The organism is Rhizobium sp. BT04 (assembly GCF_030053135.1).
GTDB classification, from domain to species: Bacteria; Pseudomonadota; Alphaproteobacteria; order Rhizobiales; family Rhizobiaceae; genus Rhizobium; species Rhizobium binxianense.
Genome location: NZ_CP125651.1, coordinates 181160 through 199908, shown reverse-complemented (window position 1 = coordinate 199908; position 18749 = coordinate 181160). Strand labels below are relative to the sequence as shown.

Annotated in this window: 21 protein-coding genes; 9 read left to right on the top strand and 12 right to left on the bottom strand. The window is 61.6% G+C overall.

Annotated elements, in window-relative coordinates; all coding sequences use genetic code 11:
* Positions 1-11: 11 nt before the first annotated feature.
* From otnK to ltnD, 3 genes are read right to left on the bottom strand one after another with little or no spacing between them, the layout of a single operon-like run.
* Positions 12-1292 (bottom strand): 3-oxo-tetronate kinase, encoded by a 1281-nt coding sequence (otnK, locus tag QMO82_RS06205; RefSeq protein ID WP_183609288.1) that lies wholly within the window; start codon positions 1290-1292, stop codon positions 12-14.
* Positions 1293-1295: 3 nt separating this feature from the next.
* Positions 1296-2072, bottom strand: coding sequence for a 2-oxo-tetronate isomerase (gene otnI, locus QMO82_RS06200; protein ID WP_183609287.1), 777 nt, complete (start codon positions 2070-2072; stop codon positions 1296-1298).
* 14 nt (positions 2073-2086) lie between these two features.
* Positions 2087-3031 (bottom strand): L-threonate dehydrogenase, encoded by a 945-nt coding sequence (gene ltnD / locus QMO82_RS06195; protein WP_183609286.1) that lies wholly within the window; start codon positions 3029-3031, stop codon positions 2087-2089.
* A 383-nt stretch (positions 3032-3414) separates the two neighbouring features.
* Here ltnD and QMO82_RS06190 point away from each other — a divergent pair, with 383 nt between their 5' ends.
* Positions 3415-4413, top strand: coding sequence for a LacI family DNA-binding transcriptional regulator (locus QMO82_RS06190; protein ID WP_183609285.1), 999 nt, complete (start codon positions 3415-3417; stop codon positions 4411-4413).
* Between the two features lie 16 nt (positions 4414-4429).
* Entirely contained in the window at positions 4430-5098 is a 669-nt protein-coding gene (locus QMO82_RS06185; RefSeq protein WP_183609284.1) for an aldolase, read from the top strand.
* Positions 5099-5161: 63 nt separating this feature from the next.
* Here QMO82_RS06185 and QMO82_RS06180 read toward each other — a convergent pair whose 3' ends face one another.
* Complete coding sequence (locus QMO82_RS06180) at positions 5162-6205, bottom strand: tartrate dehydrogenase (RefSeq protein WP_183609283.1); 1044 nt, start codon at positions 6203-6205, stop codon at positions 5162-5164.
* A 400-nt stretch (positions 6206-6605) separates the two neighbouring features.
* On the bottom strand, positions 6606-6917 hold the full coding sequence (locus QMO82_RS06175; RefSeq protein WP_183609282.1) for a hypothetical protein: 312 nt from the start codon (positions 6915-6917) through the stop codon (positions 6606-6608).
* 284 nt (positions 6918-7201) lie between these two features.
* Here QMO82_RS06175 and QMO82_RS06170 point away from each other — a divergent pair, with 284 nt between their 5' ends.
* From QMO82_RS06170 to QMO82_RS06140, 7 genes are all read left to right on the top strand, one after another.
* Complete coding sequence (locus tag QMO82_RS06170; RefSeq protein ID WP_183609281.1) at positions 7202-8107, top strand: LysR family transcriptional regulator; 906 nt, start codon at positions 7202-7204, stop codon at positions 8105-8107.
* Positions 8108-8162: 55 nt separating this feature from the next.
* Positions 8163-9293, top strand: coding sequence for an HPP family protein (locus QMO82_RS06165; RefSeq protein WP_183609280.1), 1131 nt, complete (start codon positions 8163-8165; stop codon positions 9291-9293).
* 41 nt (positions 9294-9334) lie between these two features.
* A complete protein-coding gene (locus QMO82_RS06160; protein ID WP_183609279.1) occupies positions 9335-9613 on the top strand; it encodes a DUF6522 family protein in 279 nt (92 codons plus the stop codon).
* Positions 9614-9906: 293 nt separating this feature from the next.
* Positions 9907-10197, top strand: a complete 291-nt coding sequence (locus QMO82_RS06155; protein ID WP_183609278.1) for a hypothetical protein — start codon at positions 9907-9909, stop codon at positions 10195-10197.
* A gap of 106 nt (positions 10198-10303) precedes the next feature.
* On the top strand, positions 10304-10660 hold the full coding sequence (locus QMO82_RS06150) for a hypothetical protein (protein WP_183609277.1): 357 nt from the start codon (positions 10304-10306) through the stop codon (positions 10658-10660).
* Between the two features lie 28 nt (positions 10661-10688).
* On the top strand, positions 10689-11015 hold the full coding sequence (locus tag QMO82_RS06145) for a DUF2934 domain-containing protein (RefSeq protein WP_183609276.1): 327 nt from the start codon (positions 10689-10691) through the stop codon (positions 11013-11015).
* 5 nt (positions 11016-11020) lie between these two features.
* A complete protein-coding gene (locus tag QMO82_RS06140; RefSeq protein WP_183609275.1) occupies positions 11021-11440 on the top strand; it encodes a metal-dependent phosphohydrolase in 420 nt (139 codons plus the stop codon).
* A 134-nt stretch (positions 11441-11574) separates the two neighbouring features.
* On the opposite strand, the gene QMO82_RS06135 is transcribed toward QMO82_RS06140, so the two are convergent.
* The 7 genes from QMO82_RS06135 to QMO82_RS06105 all read right to left on the bottom strand — a co-directional run bounded on the left by QMO82_RS06135 (position 11575) and on the right by QMO82_RS06105 (position 18748).
* Positions 11575-11844, bottom strand: coding sequence for a cyclase (locus QMO82_RS06135; RefSeq protein ID WP_183609274.1), 270 nt, complete (start codon positions 11842-11844; stop codon positions 11575-11577).
* Positions 11845-11878: 34 nt separating this feature from the next.
* The gene (locus QMO82_RS06130) at positions 11879-12142 is read right to left on the bottom strand and encodes a hypothetical protein (protein WP_183609273.1); all 264 of its coding nucleotides are present in this window, start codon (positions 12140-12142) and stop codon (positions 11879-11881) included.
* 320 nt (positions 12143-12462) lie between these two features.
* Complete coding sequence (locus tag QMO82_RS06125) at positions 12463-14331, bottom strand: DUF2264 domain-containing protein (RefSeq protein WP_183609272.1); 1869 nt, start codon at positions 14329-14331, stop codon at positions 12463-12465.
* 77 nt (positions 14332-14408) lie between these two features.
* Positions 14409-15683, bottom strand: coding sequence for a sugar ABC transporter substrate-binding protein (locus QMO82_RS06120; RefSeq protein WP_183609271.1), 1275 nt, complete (start codon positions 15681-15683; stop codon positions 14409-14411).
* A gap of 35 nt (positions 15684-15718) precedes the next feature.
* The gene (locus tag QMO82_RS06115) at positions 15719-16432 is read right to left on the bottom strand and encodes a YesL family protein (RefSeq protein ID WP_183609270.1); all 714 of its coding nucleotides are present in this window, start codon (positions 16430-16432) and stop codon (positions 15719-15721) included.
* An 18-nt stretch (positions 16433-16450) separates the two neighbouring features.
* A complete protein-coding gene (locus QMO82_RS06110) occupies positions 16451-17560 on the bottom strand; it encodes an ABC transporter ATP-binding protein (RefSeq protein ID WP_183609269.1) in 1110 nt (369 codons plus the stop codon).
* 15 nt (positions 17561-17575) lie between these two features.
* Positions 17576-18748, bottom strand: coding sequence for a glycoside hydrolase family 88 protein (locus QMO82_RS06105; RefSeq protein WP_183609268.1), 1173 nt, complete (start codon positions 18746-18748; stop codon positions 17576-17578).
* Position 18749 lies beyond the last annotated feature (1 nt).

Here is an 18749-nt window from a genome sequence, read left to right as displayed (position 1 = left end):
CGCCGGACAGGTCAGTGCATCATCGCCAGTGCTGCCGCAAAGAAATTCTCGCCTCCGAAGTTTCCTGACTTCAACGCCAGAAGCATGTCGCCCTGGGCATTGCCGACCGTGCGCAGCACCGGCACGCCGGGTGCAATCTCCGGTCCGATCAGAAATGCTGGAATGGCGAGCCTGTCGACGGCAGCGCCCGAGGTTTCGCCGCCTGCGACCACGAGGCGGCGCACGCCTCTCTCCACCAGTTCGGCTGTTATGATCGATGTTGCGGTCTCGATCGCGTGGCCGGAGGCCTCTCGTCCGTGGAGCGCCTGCAGCCGGGACACGGTTTCCGGCGCGGCACTTGCGGCGATTACCACGGGGCCGGCGGCGATGCGGTCTCCGGCCCAGGAAATCGCTGCGGCGATCTCATCCGGGCCGGCAAGCAGGCGCTCCGGATCGAGCCGCAGCACGGGCATCGACCGTTCGGCGATGTCGAGCTGGCGGAGCGTCGCCTTGGAGCAACTGCCGGCAACGATCGCGGAAAGCCCGCCCACGGGGCGAATGGCCTCCGCCGTCGTTGCACCGGCGGAGGATATCCGACCGGAGCGGACGAGGGCGCGGGCAAGGCCGAGGCCGAGACCGGACGCACCTGTCGATACCGGTGTTTCCAATGCAATCTCGCCGAGCGTTTCGAGATCCCGTTCGAAAATCGCATCGGCGATAACAATGGTGACGCCTGCCGCGCGCAGGTCGTCGAGCCTTGCCCTGACAGCGCCGGGTCCGGCCGCGACGGCTGTGAGATCGACCACTCCGACGGCATTGCGCGATTGTCGGGTGAGAACCCGCACGAGATTGGCGTCATGCATCGGATTGAGGGGATGGTCCTTGAGCGGGCTTTCGTTCAACGGCTGTCCGCCGACGAAGAGATGGCCGAGATAGACGGTGCGTCCCGTTTCCGGGAAGGCGGGTGTCACCAGCACGGAGCCGCCGCCGGCCGCCTCGCTCAATGCCTCGGTGACCGGGCCGATATTGCCAGCATCGGTGGAATCGAAGGTCGAGCAGATCTTGTAAAGCACATGGCCGGCACCCCGCTGGCGCAGCCACCGCTCGGCGCTGGTCGCGGCCGCCACGGCGTCCGAGGCGGGGACCGAGCGGATTTTCAGGGAAACCACCACGGAGTCGACATCCGGTAGCGCCAGCGACGGGTCGGGGATGCCGACTGTCTGCACCGTGCGCAGGCCGTTCTTCGTCAGTGTGTTGGCGAGGTCGGAGGCGCCGGTATAGTCGTCGGCGATCGATCCGAGCAAAATAGCCATCGTCTAGCTCCGTGCAAAAGGTTTGAACCAGCCAAGACCGTCCAGTGTGCGGCCGCGCGGGATATATTCGCAGCCGATGAAACCATCATATCCAAGGCGGTCGATTTCGCCGAACAGATAGGGATAGTTCAGTTCTTCCCCGTCCGGCTCGTTGCGGGACGGCACGCTGGCGATCTGGATATGCCCGGTGATCGACAGCAGGCGCCGCAGCGCCATGACGACGTCGCCATGGATGATCTGACGGTGATAGATGTCGAACTGGAGCTTCAGGTTCGTCAAGCCGCATTCGGCAATCAGCTGCTCGGCCGCACCGAAATCGTTGAGGAAATATCCCGGCATGTTGCGCCCGTTGATCGGCTCGAGCAGGAGATCAATGCCTTTTTCCGCGAGCCGTTCGGCCGTGTAGGTGACGGAACGCCGATAACAGGAGGAGGCATCCTCGTCGTGGCGATCGGCGATGCCGGCCATCAAATGTAACCGTTTCACACCCGTCGCTGCAGCGTAATCCAGTGCCCGCTCGACATCGGCTTTGACCGCATCGAACCGTCCGGGAAGGGCGGCGATGCCACGCTCGCCGGCTGCCCAGTCGCCCGGCGGCAGGTTGAAAAGGGCCTGCTGCAGATTGTTGCGGGCAAGCCGTTCGGCGATTGCCTCCGGCGTGGCCTCATAGGGGAAGAGGTATTCGACGGCGGCAAAGCCGGCATCGGCTGCGGCGTCGAAGCGGTCGAGGAACGCCCATTCGTTGAACATCATCGTCAGGTTGGCGGCGAAAAGCGGCATGTCTAGAGTTCCTTTTACAAGCTTTGCGGCTCTTTGGCGGAGCCGGGCAATTCGGCGCCGGAAAGCTGGGCATAGAGCCGGGCGAGCGAGGAATCGTCGTCACGGCCCATGCCGGCGCCTGCCGCAGCCAGATACATCTGCAGAGCGGCTGACGCGAGCGGTACCGGGTAGCGCTCGGACCGGGCCATGTCCTGGACGATACCGAGATCCTTGACGAAAATCTCGATGCTGCTGAGTGGCGTATAGTCCCCGGCCAGCACATGCGGTACGCGGTTTTCGAACATCCACGAATTGCCAGCCGAAGCCGTGATCACCTCATAGACCTTGTCGAGGTCGAGGCCCTGCTTGGCGGCAAAACTTATCGCCTCGCAGGCGGCGGCGATGTGCACGCCGGCGAGAAGCTGGTTGATCATCTTGAAGGCGGCACCTTTGCCGGCGGTGTCGCCGAGTTCGTAGACTTTGGCGGCCATGGCGTCTAGACCCGGGCGCGCAGTGTCGAAGGCTTGTCTGGAGCCGGACGCCATGATCGTCAGTGCGCCCTGCGCCGCTTTGGCGGCGCCGCCCGAAATCGGCGCGTCGAGATAATGCAGGCCGAGAGCCTCCACCCGTTGCGCCAGATCGCGCGCGACGGCGGGATCCATGGTAGCCGACGAGATGAAGACGGTGCCGGGCTTCATCACATGCGCAACGCCTTCAGGCCCGAACAACACGGCCTCGGTTTGCGCGCCGTTGACGACCACGGAGACGACAATGTCGGCATCCTTTGCCGCATCGGCGGGGGTTGCCACGCCGCGCCCGCCTTCGGTGATGAAGCGGTCCACCGCCGCCGGCGTGATGTCATATCCGATGACGTCGAGACCTGCGCGCTTCATCGACCGGGCCATTCCCAGCCCCATCGAACCAAGACCGATAACGGCCGCGACAACGGTCGAGCCCGGGTTTTCAGCAAGCAGTGACATGAGGAGGTTCTCCAGTCTTAAGAGGAAAGCTTTGCGCCCCTCCGGGTGGCATCCCGGAGGGGCTGTGGTTCAGCGACGCTTTTCGCCGGAACCGTCACAGCGAGCCGATGCAGTGCAGCCGCCAGCAGATACATGCCGGCGCTGCTGCTCCCGGTGAAGTCCTTCAGATAACCTAGCAGAAACGGCCCGCGCACCGGGCATGCCCGGCACGTTGGCAGCGCTACCATTTTCATTAATCCAATTTGGCAGCGCTGCCAACAGCGAATTGGTAGCGCTGCCAGAAAAACCTTGCTTCTTGGCGGGAGCGGTGAAAAATGGGGTCAGCTCGGGTCATAGGCGGACAGGCTGAGCGATCACCTCGAAAGCTGGGTTCAAACGTAACGATGGAATTCAAACATCAGGCGACGGTCACGCTTGCCGAGGTCGCGGAAGCGGCCGGTGTCGGCGAAAGCACGGTGTCGCGCGTGCTGCGCAACCATGGTTCGTTTTCCGGCAGGACCCGGGAACGGGTGATGGCTGCCGTCGAGCGGCTGGGCTATGTGCCGAACCGGATTGCGGGGACGCTGGCCTCCACTGGTTCGCGCCTTGTCGCCTTCGTCATCCCGTCGCTCTCCAACATCGTCTTTCCCGATGTGCTGCGCGGCGCCAGCGCCGTTCTGGAGGAAAACCGGTACCAGGCGGTATTCTCCGTCACCGACTATGATCCGAGCAAGGAGGAAGCGCTCGCCGCCGCGATGCTCGCCTGGCGGCCGGCGGCGGTCATGCTGGCGGGATGCGAGCATACCGAGGGTACGGTGAAGATGCTGCGCGCCAGCGGCTGCCGGGTGGTGGAACTGCTCGATCTGGACGGCGATGCTCTCGATATCGCCGTCGGCTTCTCGAACCGTGCGGCCGGGCGGGAAAGTGCCAGCTACCTGCTCAAGCGGGGCTATCGCCGGATCGGCTATGTCGGTCACGATCTGATGCGCGATACCCGTGCCGGCAAGCGGTTTTCCAGCTTTTGCGAAACGCTCGATGCACACGGCACCCCGCTCGTCGCCCGTGAAATTCTCGCGGGCGCGTCGTCCGTGGAAAACGGCAGGCTGGGATTGGAGCGGCTGCTTGCGCGGGCAAGCGAACTCGATGCGGTTTACTTCTCCAACGACGACATGGCGCTGGGCGGCTATTTTCACTGTCTGGCTCAAGGGATCGCGATCCCCTCGAAGCTCGCCATTTTCGGCTATAACGGCCTCGATATCGGCCGGGCAACACCGCAGCCCTTGTCGACCATCCGCACGCCGCGCGTGGCGACGGGACAGATCGCGGCGCAGATGGTCGTCACCAACGCACCGCCGCAGGCCGTCGATCTCGGCTTTGAACTGATCGAAGGGGCAACTGCGTAATATTGGAGGAACTGTCATGCCCGACGCGCGTCTGCGTGAGGAAATCTGCCGATACGGCCGCTCGCTGTTCGAGCGCGGGCTGACGCCCGGTTCGTCGGGCAACATATCGTTGCGGCTGGAGGATGGCGGCTGGCTGGTCACGCCGACCAACGCCTCGCTCGGCTTTCTCGATCCGGCACGGATTTCCAGGCTCGACGCGGAAGGCCGACTCCTGTCCGGCGACAAGCCGACCAAGGAAATTCCGCTGCACACGGCGCTTTACGATACGCGCGGCAGCGCCCGCGCCATCGTCCATCTTCACTCCACCCACGCGGTGGCGCTGACCATGCTGCCGGAGATCGACCCGCGCGCCGTCCTGCCGCCGATGACGCCATATTATCTCATGCGCGCCGGCGAAACCGCGCTGGTGCCGTATTACCGTCCTGGCGACCCTGATGTGGCCGACGCCATTCGCGGGCTGGCGGGCAAATATTCGTCGGTGCTTCTGGCCAATCACGGACCGGTCGTTGCCGGCGACAGCCTGGAAGCGGCGGTCTTCGCCACCGAGGAACTGGAGGAAACGGCGAAGCTCTATCTGCTGTTGCGCAACCTCAATCCGCGCTTCCTCAGCCCGGGGCAGGTGGCCGATCTAGTCAACACCTTCGGCCTCGACCTGCCATCGCATCACCATCACGACGATGATTGAAGCTATCGCTTGGCTTTCAAGCGCACGATCGCAGAATCCGCTGCGCGCTATTGCCGCGGTGCTCTAGTCGAGCGCCGAAAGCACCGCCGACGTGATCGCATCCGTCCTGTCCTTGCCGGGAACCGAGCCGATGCCGCGTGCCGTCGTCGCCTCGATTGCGGCCATCACCTTTGCGGCGGCAGTCGTTTCTCCCAGGTGCTCCAGCATCATTGCGCCCGACCAGATGGCGGCGATCGGATTGGCAATGCCGAGATGGGCGATATCCGGTGCCGAGCCGTGGACGGGCTCGAACATCGACGGCGCCGAGCGATCTGGATTGATGTTGGCGGAGGCTGCAAAGCCCAGTCCGCCCTGGATGGCGGCGCCAAGGTCGGTCAGGATGTCGCCGAACAGGTTTGAAGCGACGACGACATCGAGACTATCCGGCGCCATGACCATGCGGGCGGCCATGGCGTCGATATGGTAGCTTGTCACCTCGACATCGGGATATTCCGCCGAAAGCCTCTGGGTGATTTCGTCCCAGAAAACCATCGAGTATCTCTGGGCGTTGGATTTTGTCACCGAGGCAAGCTTGCCGCGTCGCGCACGCGCTTGCTCGAAGCCGAAACGCAGGATGCGCTCGACCCCCTTGCGGGTGAAGATCGAGGTCTCCACAGCCACCTCGCTGTCGGTCCCCTGGTGGACGCGGCCACCGGCGCCGGAATATTCGCCTTCGGTATTTTCACGAATACAGAGGATGTCGAATTTGTCCGACCGCAACGGTCCCTGCACACCCGGCAGCAGCCGGTGCGGACGGATATTGGCATATTGCACGAAAGCCTTGCGGATCGGCAGCAGAAGTCCGTGCAGTGACACGGAATCAGGCACTTTGCGAGGCCATCCGACGGCGCCGAGCAGAATGGCATCGAAGGAACTCAGCGTTTTGATGCCATTGCCGGGCATCATGCTGCCGTGCTCCAGATAGTAGTCGCAGGACCAGGGATAGCTTGATGTGGCGAACAAAAATCCGTTTCGTGCCGCCGCCTTCTCGAGCACTGCCTTGGCAGCTTCCGTCACGTCACGGCCGATGCCGTCTCCCGGCAGAAGGGCGATCTTGTAGGTCTTCATGGCAGGTCCTCACAGGCTGATGAGCAAGCTCTTGCGAATGGGTTCGGGAGATAGGCATTGCGGCCGAGCCCTGTCGACGCAAGGTGGGCGTGGCGCCGCAGCAATCACTGTAGAGGGAGGCTCAGGCTTTATTTGCCGAAAGCGGCCAGGATTTGGTGGATCGTTGTTTTTGCGCAGGCATCGCCAGTGAATCCTATCGAACGATCCGGACTAGTCTGGATTGAAACGTTTCCGGGTGCCCATCCCTCATCGCGGAGTGCTGCATGATGTGGCCATGCTCACCAACGATTTTCGTCTTTGGATGCAGCGCCTCAACAGGAGTTTCGAGACCCAGACATAGGCTGTATCGTTCGATCTGCACTGGGCCGCGTCCGTGGTGCCGTCGACCGGAAAAGATGACTCAGTTGATCGAACGCAAGCCCAGATAGATCGCTAGGCTGAGGGCGGAAAGCGCGATCGTCAGCTTGGGTCGCCCATCATCGAACATGGCCGCCAGCAACAGGCCAATCAACAGGATGACGGATTTTGCCCAAAGGTCCTGATCGGAGACGGTGAAGGCCAGTGTCGCCAGAAAGACGGCGCTTGCGACGATCGTTACGGGCGCAGACTTTTCGCCGAGATCGCCGCCAGGGAAATATGGCAGAAGGAAGCGTCGCATGCTCAAGCCGGAAGCAATGCTGAGAAGAAGACAGGTCAAGACAAGATGCAACATGGGGCGGCGCCGATCGATCTGCAGATAGAATTGCAGATGCAAACCCCGTGCCAGCCTCAAACGCTTGAAGCGGCATGCGGCAGAGGCAATGTTGCGGCCTGCCTGGCTATTTCCTCGCCGTCGCGATCCTTTTTTCGGCAACAGCTTCGCTCGAGCAAGCGGCTCGCACCGCGATACGGACGTAAAGCACGATTGAGCGCTTGCCGAAACCGGCTTGAGCTATGGAGATGATTTTTATATAGAGAATTATCTTTCTCCTTAATTCCGGAAATGAGATCCTTTCATTGGACCTTTCGTCGATCGAAATCTTCCTCGCCGTTGCCAGCGATCGCAGCGTTACCAGGGCGGCCAAGGCCGTCGGGCGGGTGCCGTCGAATGTGACGACGCGCGTCCAGCAGTTGGAAGAGGACCTTGGCGTTTCCCTCTTCAGCCGTGACGGAAAGAAGATGACGTTGACACGGGAGGGCGAGACCTTCCTTGCCTACGCAAACCGGCTAATGGCGCTTGCGCTTGAAGCGCGCCAGGCCGTGCGGCCTCTCGCCCCGTCGGGAACGTTGCGTGTCGGCACCATGGAAAGCACGGCGGCGAGCAGGCTGCCGGCGGCGCTGACGCAATTCAGGCGGATGTGGCCGGATGTGTCGCTTCATTTGACGATGGGCGCATCCCGCGATCTCGCCCGCGCCGTCGCGGCCGATGCGCTGGATTGTGCGCTGATTGCCCGCCCCCCGAAGACGATGCGCGGCGAAGACGAGGCTTTCGATGCCCAAATAAGGGGGCTGGAGAGGGAGCCGCTCTTTGTCGAAGACCTGTTGATCGTGCTGCCGCCCGGGCATCCGCCGATCAAGTCCGCTGCCGACCTCCGCGTCGGCGCGATTGCCGCTTTGGAACCCGGCTGCACCTATCGCAGGATTGCCGAAAACTGGGCGCGCAAGTCGAACGCCCTGCCGACCAGCGAACTCGGCTCCTACCATGCGATCCTGGCGAGCGTTGCGACCGGCAACACCGCCGGTGTCATGCCGAAATCCGTGCTCGACCTCATGCACTGGCCGCCCCCTGTCCAGGCCTACCAACTCGGGCCTGTCGAGACTCTGCTCGTCTACCGTAAGAACGATCGCCCAAGCGCATTCAACGCATTCCACGAAGTCCTCAGCGCTGGGAAAGGCAGAGATATCAGGCTGGCGACAAACTAGCCCGCACGTCTTTCCTCAATTCACCAGATAATCCTCGCTCAAAATTGGTCTTGTCATGCAGTATCCCGTTTCCCCGAAGGTGGGACCGAGCCGCTTCCGTCGCTTCCGTCTGTTTTCACCGATCTTGGCTGGCGCGACCTTGCGGGAGCGGTTGATCGCATGTCTCGGCGCTTTGGTGGCCATTGGCCTCACCGGCGTCATCAGCGGTTATCTTTTCGGGCAGGGGCCGCATCTTCCCCTGATCGTCGCGCCGATGGGGGCGTCTGCGGTGCTTCTTTTCGCAGTACCGGCAAGCCCGCTTGCGCAGCCGTGGTCGATCATCGGCGGCAACACAATTTCCGCCCTGATGGGAATCATCGCCGCCTATTTCATCAGCGACCCGATCATTGCGACCGGCGTCGGGGTATCGCTTGCCATCGGTGCGATGTCTTTCACCCGGTGCCTTCATCCGCCGGGAGGAGCCGCAGCCCTTACTGCCGTCCTCGGCGGCCCCGTCGTCGCCGGGTGGGGTTTTCTCTTTCCCTTCGTGCCGGTCGCCTTGAACTCCTGCATCCTCGTCGGTCTTGGTCTGCTGTTCCACAAGCTTTCCAGGCGAAACTATCCGCATGTCGTTCCAAAACCCGCGGAAAACACCCATCGCACGGTCGACCTGCCGTCCGCGGTGCGGGTCGGTTTTCGCGAAGAGGATGTCGATGCCGCCCTTGCGGCGCTTGACGAAACCTTCGATATCGATCGCGCCGATCTCGGCCGGCTGCTGCAGCAGGTCGAACTGCAAGCGGCGATCCGCTCAAACGGCAAGATCACCTGTGCCGACATCATGTCGCGGGACGTGATTGCCGTCGGCGAAGCTGCAGAACCGGATGCTGCACGGCACCTGCTTTTGAAGCACAATATCCGTACGCTACCGGTGAAGGATCCGGAGGGCCGCCTGATCGGCAGCGTCGGCTTGCGGGAATTGTCGACCAGCAGCGATACGATCGCCGGTGCAATTTCCAGACCGGCGGTGGCAAGGCCTTCGGATCCGGCCTTGTCACTGCTGCCCGTTCTGACGGACGGGCGCACGCATGCCGTCATCATTGTCGATGACGATTACCGGATCCTCGGCCTGATCTCGCAGACCGACCTCCTGAGCGCGGTGGCGCGGCTGCTGCCGAACGACAGCGCCCCGATCTCGGCCGTGGCCTGAGCGATGGCCGTAGATTGCCAAGCAGAAGGGAGAATGAGCCGGTGTTGATCGAGCGCGATCCGAATGGGGATTTTATCCTCGACTCATCCGAACTCGCGGAACGGTTCGGACTGTCGCTGGCCGATCTGCGCCGCCACATGCGACATGGCTCCGTCGTCAGCACCGTGGAAATCGGCACCGCTGAACACGAGGGTACCAAGCGGGTGTCGCTTCGGCTTGGTAACAGACTTTGGCGCGCCGTTCTGAATGATGAAAATGAAGTGCAGCAGGAACAGATGACCGTTTTCCGAGGGAAAACCACCGGACCGCACCCTCGCTGACACCATCCTTTATCTATGGCGGCTTGGGGCCACTCTGCAGTTCTGCCCGTAGGGGATTGAGTTACCGCTCACTCGTTCCGGAGAATCCGCGCGCCGCCTCACCGCCAGTCAGACCCCTCCAGGGAACAGAAGATCGACTCCCGCGTTCGCAATAATGGATGGTTGTCACCCTCGAGTTGAAAGGTTCAAGCCGCACCGAGACTTGAACCGGATTTTGGGGTTCTCAGCTCGTTGGTGATCGAAGCTCAATGAACTCGGTCGCGGTCCCCCATATTTTGGAGTGAGTGACGGAAATGGAAGAAATCACCAATCTCATCAGAAACCTCAGTGTTGAGGAGCGTGAGGAAATCTTCATCGATATCGCGCGCATGCTGGAGGGTACGGCGCGTGAGTCGCTGGTCGAGGGCAATACGCATTTTGCAGCAATTTCCAACGACATGGCCGAAGCGATCCGTATCAACGCCGATGAACTTGCCCGCGATGATCCCGAGAATGCCGAGCTCGTCTTGCAGCAGGCAACGGCGATAATCTCGCAGTTCGAGGCTGTCCACCCCTTTCGCATGGTGAGCATGGCCGTTCATTGATGGCAGACCGGCCGTCCCGGTCGATGGCTCTTTCAAATCACACGCTCCCACGCGGAACTCTCGCCGCCCGCGGGGGTTATCGGATCACAACCGCGAAAGGTGATCCATGGCGACTTTCAAATCCGATGTACCGCCGGAGAGCGGCACCGACGACGCTCGCTCCGCTGACACGGAACGTGCTGAGACCGAACGCAACCGGATATTGACGGCGGCTCGGCGCAACGCCGGTTCGGTGCTCGGCCGCGGAAGCGACACCGAAACCCCAAGCCTGCAGCTTGCGAGGGAATATCTCAGCCTCGGTGGCCGCCGCCGGTCCAAAATTGACGACAACATCACCGATGTCCGCCAATGGGATGAAGATCCGCCGGAGGCCGAAAGGTTCTGGAGGGAACGGGTAGAGACGCTTTCAAAGGATGAGCGTAAACAGGTGGAGGATTTTCTTCCAACCATCAATACGCCCTGACCGGCTCATCAAATGCGTGGAGGAGATCATGGCTACAGATAAGCACGAGCAGATACGTCGTCGTGCCTACGAAATCTGGGAGGCTGAGGGCCGCCCGGATGGCGCGGACCAGCGTCATTGGCTGCAAGCCTGCGACGAACTGGCCGGCGAGGACGAGCATGAGACGCTCCAGAACCTGCTCGATGAAGACGACAGGGATGATGCGGCGCTGCTTCAAGGTGCCGGCGAGAGCGGCGATCTCGATCGGCGACCGGCAAAGCTCGGCCGGGCGGCCGGGTTTCGCGTGCCTGATATAGAGATGACGACAGGCGAAAAGCCGTCTCAGCGGAAGATCAGGAAGACTGAAGGGCCGTAAATCCCATGCAGCATCTCGACCACGCCATCCAAATCGCTCTCGAAGCGGATGAAGGGCAGGCGGACAAAACCGAGCGGCCGTTCTTCGAACACTGTCAGCGGGTGGCACTTCTCGTTTCCGGCGAGGAGAGGCGAACGGTCGCCTACCTTCATGACGTCGTCGAGAAGGGAAGCAGGTGGACGCTCGACAGGCTGAGGGAGGAAGGTTTTCCGCCGGCGATTATCTCCGCTGTGGATGCTTTGACGCGGCGGCCGGACGAGCCGAACGACGACTTCGTCAGACGTGCGGCATCAAACCCGCTGGCCCTGCCGGTCAAACAGGCCGATCTCGAAGACAATCTCCGGCAGGCCGAACAAGCCGGTAAGAAAACGGAAAAATACCAGCACCGCCTCAACCTCCTGCGCGACATCAGGAATGGGCAATAGGAGCGCGGACAAGTTTGGCAATTCGCTGGCAACAGTCACCAAGGTCGACAATCGGCCGGGTCGCACTGCGCCCCTTTCATGCAATGTGTCGACCCGGTCTCGGCTGCGCAGCGCGGAGGTCGTTTTGGCCGATTTTACGTTTTGTTGGTAAACCATACCGTCGGGGCGCCGAGCACGCCTCCCGTGCGCATTGCCGTCTTCAACTCGTCCAGCTTGCTGAACGCCTGAGCCGCTTCCAGCGTGGCAAACTCGTGGGTGACGGTAATATCGTTCGGATTGTCGATGGCGCGATAAACGGCTTGCGCCGTCACCCCATTGGCCTTCTGCACATGATTAAATGCATCATATACCTTGCGCCAGGCGGCATAGTCAGAGACTTCGTGCCTCACGAATAACGTCGTCATATTATCCTCCCGCCAACCCTCGTGGCGATGTGCGTTACGATTGAACTAGGAATATCATGGTCTCGGGCAAGACACCGTCACTTGCCATGGCATCCGCCGCGGCCTGGGTCTGCATGAAGGCCATCAGCTTTTCCATGTCTGCAACGTCCATGACCAAACCAACGTGGTTGGACGTTTGAGGGTCTGTAAACGTGCGAATGTTCGTGACGCCGATAGGTTCCAATACCTGTTTGCGAACGGGTGAAGCGAGCCAGTGTTTCGTGTCTTTGACGTCGTGACAGACCATTATGGTAGGCATTGCATCCTCCTCTCAAGATCTCGTAAAATGAAAGCTGAGTAGCTCCTGCGCTTTGCCGGATTCATTACAGCAATGTTGCGAAGAGTGGATTTTTCTTATTCATTAGTTGAAGATATAAATATAACTATCGAGTAATTCGAAAATATTATCCATAGCTAAATTGAATGCGCGTTGCTGACATTGGACCAGACTTCGACCGCACCGCGTTCGACAGGGAATTCAATGCTGACGCTGTGGCATTCTTCCGCAGGCATTTGATGGACGCGCAAAAACCTGAGGCAGGGAGGGCCGGCCTATTTCAGCGGGTCTCGTGCTCATGCTCAAGACCCGATCCCAAGTCGCTGCCGGAGGGCGAATGCCGGCACCCGACTGCCGTCATCGCGAAAGAGCCGCTCCACCTGGTCGAGGCGAGGGCAGGCGGGCGGGTTGTCGAGCGCCTCCGCCCAGTTCTCGCGGTTGGGCAGGGCCATCGCCGCGGTCACGAGCACGGTGGTTCCGGGGGCGATGTCACCGCGCAGCTGCGGCAGCAGGGTCTTGGCGTGGATGAGGTTGGTATTCGGGATCGGGCTCATCGCATGGCCGGCCCTCGGATCGGGCGATAGATCCACGATCGCGCTGACATCGGTCTGTCCGTACCAGACCGCGCGGCCTTGTCTTACATCGGAGCAGTCGGCATTGAAATCAGCGCGCTCGATCGCAAAGCCGCCCTCGATGGTGCTGAGGGCGCGCGGCGTGGCGATGCGGTGGATGCGGATGTGCCAGGGGTTTGCCGGAAGCAGCCAGGTCTCGATGGCGACATCGTCCCAGGGGCGCCAACGCGAATAGAGCCGGTCGCCTGTTATCAGCGCGTCTTCGAGGCTTTCCCGCATACGAAAATGGACGCCGTCGTCGGAGAGGCCGAGCATGCCGTCGAAGCTCGCGGCCGAAAAATTCCGGTCGTCGACTTCGATGTTGAAGGCATAGCGGGTGGAATAGACGAATTTCGAATATTTCTCGTTTGCGCCGAGCATCTTGTCGTGCTGCTGCCCCGACGAGAGCACGACGACGTTTCCCGGCGTGTGCATGGCGATCATTCCCGCCGGCTTCAACGCCACCGGCTCCGGGAAATCCGGCTGCGGCGCCTCCGCGGCGGTCCAGAAGGGATGGTCCTGGGAAAGGGCGAGCGGCAGGAAGAATTTCAGCGCCCAATAGGGCGAACCGGGCGAGTTGTAGCTCTCGCTCATGAAAAGGTTCGGATAGCCGTAGCCGACGGAGAGCACGCCGTCGCGGTCGGCAATCGGCATCGCCGACCACCAGCGGATATGGCGCATGTAATAGCCTTTGATCTCAGCCCAGGGCAGCGCTTCGACGCCGGCAAAAGCCAGCGCGCCCCAGAAGCCGCCGGCCGCGAAGCGGTAGGTCTGGCTGCGGCCGAAGGCAAGTGCCGCGCCGTCGGGGCCGAACCAGTGGCGGATATCCCCGGCAAAGGTGTGGGCACGATTCCGAAAACGGTCCTTGCGCGCCTCGTCGCCGCGCGCCAGCACCGCATAGATCAGGCCATAGAAATGCATGGCGAAGGGGATGTAATGGTCGACCCGCCGCACCGGCCCGTCGCGATACCAGCCTTCCCCGAGGTCGAAAGCTTCCAACTCGTCGAGATAGACGACGGTTTTCGCCTTGTCGAAGGCAACACCAACGCGCTCCAGCCCGAGGTCGATCAGGACACGGAAGAATTTCCAATTATTGTCAATGAATTCCAGTTCGCGCGCGGCCAGCAGATAAGCGGCGACCGTCTCTTTCTGGCCATCGTCGAGCGGCTCCCAGATGTGCTCAGGGACGAGCGCCAGCGCGAAACCGACGGCGGCGAGCTCGACCAGCCGCTGGTTGCGGTCGGCCAGATCGCCCCAATATTCCGGATGGGCGGGGTTGGTTCCATTTGCCAGCCCACGCCGATAGAGATCCCAATGCGGAAAATGGCCGCCGCCGGCAGCAAGGGGAACGATGCCCCAGAGCGGCCGGGCAAACCCCTCCAGGTCGGCCGCTGCCCGGTCGAAGATCGCGCCGGCAGCACCCAGGCGCACACGGGCGCCGCCTTCGGAAAAATACGGCAGGAGTGGCTCGAACAGGTCGATGACGGCCTTGGCGAGGTCGTCGCGTGTCTTCAGCGGATTGCCGAAAAGCGGATTGGCCCGGGCGGGATCATATATCATTATCAGGCTCGAAATTCATGGGAACAGGACGGCCGCGGACCAGGTAACAGGCCGCGGCCGTCAGCGCCTCGTAAGGTCTACTTGATGGCCTTCACGCCTTCGGTCATTTCCTTCAATCCGTCGTCGATCGAGGTATTGTCGGTCATGACAGCGTCATGCACGCGATTGAGCACGACCTCGATCTTGGCGGCGTTCGGATTGACCGCCATCTCCAGATAGGCCTTCGACGGTATCAGCGCTTCCTTGCTGGCCGCGTCCTGCGGGAAACCGGGCGTTGCCGTGATCTTTGCGCTGACGTCAGCGGTCTTGAGCGCCGGGAAGGTGCCCGTTGACGCGATGACTGCCGCGCCCTCGGGACCGGTGACGAACTTGATGAAATCCAGAGCTGCAGCCTTGTGCTCGGAATTGGCGTTGACCGCCAGCCCCGAGATCTGCGCAGCCGTTGTGCCGGCTGCCACGCCGTCCGGATGCGGGAACTTCACAATGCCCCAGTTCTTGCTCTTCGATTCACCCGATTTCACCTTGGCGATCTGCGTGCCGACGAACCAGGTTCCCATCGGCAGCATGCCGATGGTGCCGTTGAAGAACAGCGCCGAATAATGCGTGTTCGATGTCTTCAGGAAGGCATAGGAGGGGATGGCGCCATCCTTCTGCAGAGTGAGCGCCCGCTCGTACCAGGGCTTGAGGAAGGCGTAGTCGCCATCGACGAGCGTGTGTTTCCCGTCGAGGATGCCGGGCAGCTGGACGGTCGAACGCCAGGTATGCAGCAGCGCGCCATAGGTCTTGTTGGTGCCCATGCCGCCCGTAAGCTTCTCGGCGGTCGCGTCGAACTGAGCCCAGGTCATGTCATTCGTGGGGTAGGGGACGCCTGATTTATCGAATATGTCCTTGTTGTAGTAGACGATCCAGAAGTCGGAGCGGAACGGCAGCGAATAGATCTTGCCGTCGATGGTCAGTTCCTCGATCAGGCCGCCATAGGGCGCCGGATCGATCTTCTGCTCGGTCACGAAGCTGCTGAGATCGGCGATATTGCCGGCGCGCACCAGGTTGGTGTAGCCCGGCACATCCTTGATGGTGACGATGTCGATGTCTTTCGAGCCGCCGGTCAGCTGCGTCGAAATCATCTGCTGATAGTCCTGCGAACCGAGGTCCATCGGCTCGAACTTCACGTTCGGATGTTTGGCCTGATAGGCCTCGATCAACGGTTTGTAGTAGGCGGTCTTGTCCCAGTCCCACAAAGCCCATTTGAGCGTCACGGCGTCCTCGGCAAGTGCTGCGCCGGCCGTTGTCGCGGCCAAGGTGAAACCTGCCAAGGCAAGTTTCATCGTCCTCCCGAATTTATCCAAATACATTCCCGTTCTCCTTCCCTGGATCGTCTGTGGATTCGTTATTTTATGAAGCGCCGGTGCGGCTGCATTGCCTCTGGCAGGTCCAGAACCAGCACCGTCGCCCGATGGACGCCGAATGCGACGGCGAACATTCCGAGTGAAAAATTGAAGGTTGCCGGCATGAACACGGACACCGGATAGAAGAGGATATGCGCCAGCCAGAGGCTGGCGACGACGGCGAGTGCTGCAAGCGCCGGGAGCGGACGGATGACGGATGCGAGCGCGGCGAGGCGCAGGAGCCGCAACGCCGGCAGATCGCGCATCACCATCAGAACGATGAGATGGCAGGCAAGAACCGCGACGAAGGCGGTGGCGACGAGGGCAATCGCCAGCGGCGCGCTTAGCAACAGGTTGTCGCGCGCGCCGGCGGCATAGGTGACGACAGCATGGATGCCGATTGCGAGGGCGCCACCCAACGCCAGGCCCCAGGCGGTGGCGCGCCAGAAGTAGCGCAGAAAAGCGTCCGTGAAGTCCCTGAGGAGATAGGTGTTGCGATCTTCCACCAAAGCCACCGAGACCCGGGCCATGGCGACGAGAGCTGCCGGCAGCGTCACCACGAGCAGGCTGGCGACGATGAACAGGATGTTGAGCTTGACCATCTCCCACCATTCGCGGACGAGGATTTCGGCGAACAAGGCAAGACCGGTCCTCTTCGGCGCATCCTTGGCAATGCCCGGCCCCTCCTTCGTCCACATATCCCGCAACCACTGCATGGCCGTCTCCCTCGGCGCTCAGTAAAGAATCGAGCGTTCCGTTTCCTTGTCGAACAGCTGCGCAACGCTCATGTCGGCGACCAGCGTCGCCTCCTCGCCGATATCAGGCCGGAAGCGCGGCGACACACGGGCAATGAGATTGCGCCCGCCGGCTATCATGTTCAGATGCACTTCCGAGCCCATCGGTTCGGCAAGTTCGACCACCGCCTTCAGCGGCGCCAGGTTTTCGGCCGGAATGTCGGCCGGCGGCAGTTCGTGGAAATTCTCCGGGCGGATGCCGAGCACCAGTTCGCGACCCTCGTAAGGCGCGATCCTGCTCTTGTCGAAATGATCGGGCAGCGGCAGTTCCCTTCCATCGAAGACCGCGACATAGCCGTCGCCTCGGCGCAGGATGGTCGAGGGCAGCATGTTCATCTGCGGCGCGCCGATGAAGCCGGCGACGAACATGTTGATGGGACGGTCGTAGAGATTCTGCGGCGTATCGACCTGCTGGATGTGCCCGTCCTTCATGACGACGATCCGGTCGGCCATGGTCATCGCTTCCACCTGGTCGTGGGTGACATAGATGAAGGTGGCGTTGAGGCGCTTGTGCAGCTTGGTGATCTCAGAGCGCATCGTGCCGCGCAGCTTGGCGTCGAGGTTGGACAGCGGCTCGTCGAGGAGGAAGACGGCGGGATTGCGCACCATGGCGCGGCCGAGCGCCACGCGCTGGCGCTGGCCGCCCGAAAGCGCCTTCGGCTTGCGGTTGAGGAGATGGGTGATGTCGAGGATCTTGGCAGCATCCTGGACCTGCTTATCGATGAAATCGCGCGAGACTTTCCTCAGCTGCAGGCCGAAGGCCATGTTCTTGTAGACGGTCATATGCGGATAGAGCGCATAGTTCTGGAAGACCATGGCGATATCCCGGTCCTTGGAGGGGACGTCGTTCATGACGTCGCCGCCGATCTTGAGTTCGCCGCCGGAGATCTCCTCAAGGCCGGCGATCATCCTGAGCGTCGTCGATTTTCCGCAGCCGGAGGGACCGACCAGGATGATGAATTCCTTGTCGGCGATCTCCAGATCGATATCGTGGACGACGGTGAGCGCGCCGTAGGATTTGTTCAGCTCTTTAAGCGAAATGCTGGCCATCGGGTCCTCCTGACGTCACCAATAGGAAGACCAGCGCCGCGACAGCCGCGTCAAAGCTTCCATGTAATAATAGTCTCCCCAGGAGACGCATTCATCGACGCCTTCGCCGCGGCAGGTGTTGAACGGCGATTTCTTCGAGTAGGTGGCGTGCAGCACCAGGCCGTTCGAGATCGCGGAATCCCTAACCGCATAGTGATCGGCAAGGCTCTTCATCATGCGCCGCGCCAGGGTGCGGTAACGCTCGGCGGCTTCGGCTTCGACGAGCTCGGCCATTTCGAGCAGGCCGCAGGCGGTGATCGACGCCGACGAGCTGTCGCGCGGCTCGCCGTCGCCGTCCGAAAAAACCAGATCCCAATAGGGCACCATGTCGGCCGGCAGCCGGTTGAGATAGAAGGTGAGCAGCCGGTCGAAAGTCTGGCGATATTCCTCGATCCGCTCATAGCGATAGGAGACCGCCATGCCTGATATCCCCCAGGCCTGGCCGCGCGCCCAGGCGCTGTCGTCCCGGTAGCCCTGTTTGGTGGCGCCGCGCACCGGCGCGCCGGTCACTAGGTCCATGTAGAAGGTGTGGTAGGTGGAATCGTCAGGCCGCACCGAATTGGCGAGCGTGGTGCGGGCGTGGGTGAGCGCGATCTCACGGTATTTCGGATCGCCGGTCTCGCGGCTTGCCCAGTAGAGCAGTGGCAGGTTCAAAAGGCAGTCGATGATATAGCGGTATTCCTCCGCCTTGCCCTTGTGGCCCCAGGCCTGGATGAACTGGCCGATCGGCTGGAAGCGTTCGATCAGTTGATCGGCAGCGAGGATCGCGGCCCTGCGGCCGTCCTCGTCTCCTACGAGCTTCCAGGCGGCAATGCACGAGGGCGAATAGAGAAAGCCCATATCGTGATGGTCGGTCTCGATGCGATTGACGATCCGATGCAGGAACGACTGGACCTGGACCTGCGCGGCCTGCCGGAAGACCGGATCGCCGCTATGCTCGAAAGCAAGCCACAGCTCTCCGGGCCAGAAGCCCGCGGTCCATTGGTCGTTTACCACGGCGGGATAAAAATTACCGACGCTCGAATGGTTCTGCGACGCATGGGTAAATTCGGGGAGGTTGCGCCTGACCTGCTCGACGGCAAGATCGAGCGCGGCTTTCACTTCCTCATCGGTGATCGGTTGCGGGGCGACTGAGGAAACGGCGTTCATG

Coding starts and splice junctions, on each gene's coding strand:
- QMO82_RS06115 (WP_183609270.1), bottom strand. CDS start 16,432: ATGCAGTGGTTGCGGGATATGTGGACGAAGGAGGGGCCGGGCATTGCC.
- QMO82_RS06110 (WP_183609269.1), bottom strand. CDS start 17,560: ATGGCCAGCATTTCGCTTAAAGAGCTGAACAAATCCTACGGCGCGCTC.
- otnK (WP_183609288.1), bottom strand. CDS start 1,292: ATGGCTATTTTGCTCGGATCGATCGCCGACGACTATACCGGCGCCTCC.
- ltnD (WP_183609286.1), bottom strand. CDS start 3,031: ATGTCACTGCTTGCTGAAAACCCGGGCTCGACCGTTGTCGCGGCCGTT.
- QMO82_RS06120 (WP_183609271.1), bottom strand. CDS start 15,683: ATGTATTTGGATAAATTCGGGAGGACGATGAAACTTGCCTTGGCAGGT.
- QMO82_RS06155 (WP_183609278.1), top strand. CDS start 9,907: ATGGAAGAAATCACCAATCTCATCAGAAACCTCAGTGTTGAGGAGCGT.
- QMO82_RS06150 (WP_183609277.1), top strand. CDS start 10,304: ATGGCGACTTTCAAATCCGATGTACCGCCGGAGAGCGGCACCGACGAC.
- QMO82_RS06125 (WP_183609272.1), bottom strand. CDS start 14,331: ATGATATATGATCCCGCCCGGGCCAATCCGCTTTTCGGCAATCCGCTG.
- QMO82_RS06185 (WP_183609284.1), top strand. CDS start 4,430: ATGCCCGACGCGCGTCTGCGTGAGGAAATCTGCCGATACGGCCGCTCG.
- QMO82_RS06175 (WP_183609282.1), bottom strand. CDS start 6,917: ATGTTGCATCTTGTCTTGACCTGTCTTCTTCTCAGCATTGCTTCCGGC.
- QMO82_RS06135 (WP_183609274.1), bottom strand. CDS start 11,844: ATGACGACGTTATTCGTGAGGCACGAAGTCTCTGACTATGCCGCCTGG.
- QMO82_RS06190 (WP_183609285.1), top strand. CDS start 3,415: ATGGAATTCAAACATCAGGCGACGGTCACGCTTGCCGAGGTCGCGGAA.
- otnI (WP_183609287.1), bottom strand. CDS start 2,072: ATGCCGCTTTTCGCCGCCAACCTGACGATGATGTTCAACGAATGGGCG.
- QMO82_RS06180 (WP_183609283.1), bottom strand. CDS start 6,205: ATGAAGACCTACAAGATCGCCCTTCTGCCGGGAGACGGCATCGGCCGT.
- QMO82_RS06130 (WP_183609273.1), bottom strand. CDS start 12,142: ATGCCTACCATAATGGTCTGTCACGACGTCAAAGACACGAAACACTGG.
- QMO82_RS06140 (WP_183609275.1), top strand. CDS start 11,021: ATGCAGCATCTCGACCACGCCATCCAAATCGCTCTCGAAGCGGATGAA.
- QMO82_RS06145 (WP_183609276.1), top strand. CDS start 10,689: ATGGCTACAGATAAGCACGAGCAGATACGTCGTCGTGCCTACGAAATC.
- QMO82_RS06165 (WP_183609280.1), top strand. CDS start 8,163: ATGCAGTATCCCGTTTCCCCGAAGGTGGGACCGAGCCGCTTCCGTCGC.
- QMO82_RS06105 (WP_183609268.1), bottom strand. CDS start 18,748: ATGAACGCCGTTTCCTCAGTCGCCCCGCAACCGATCACCGATGAGGAA.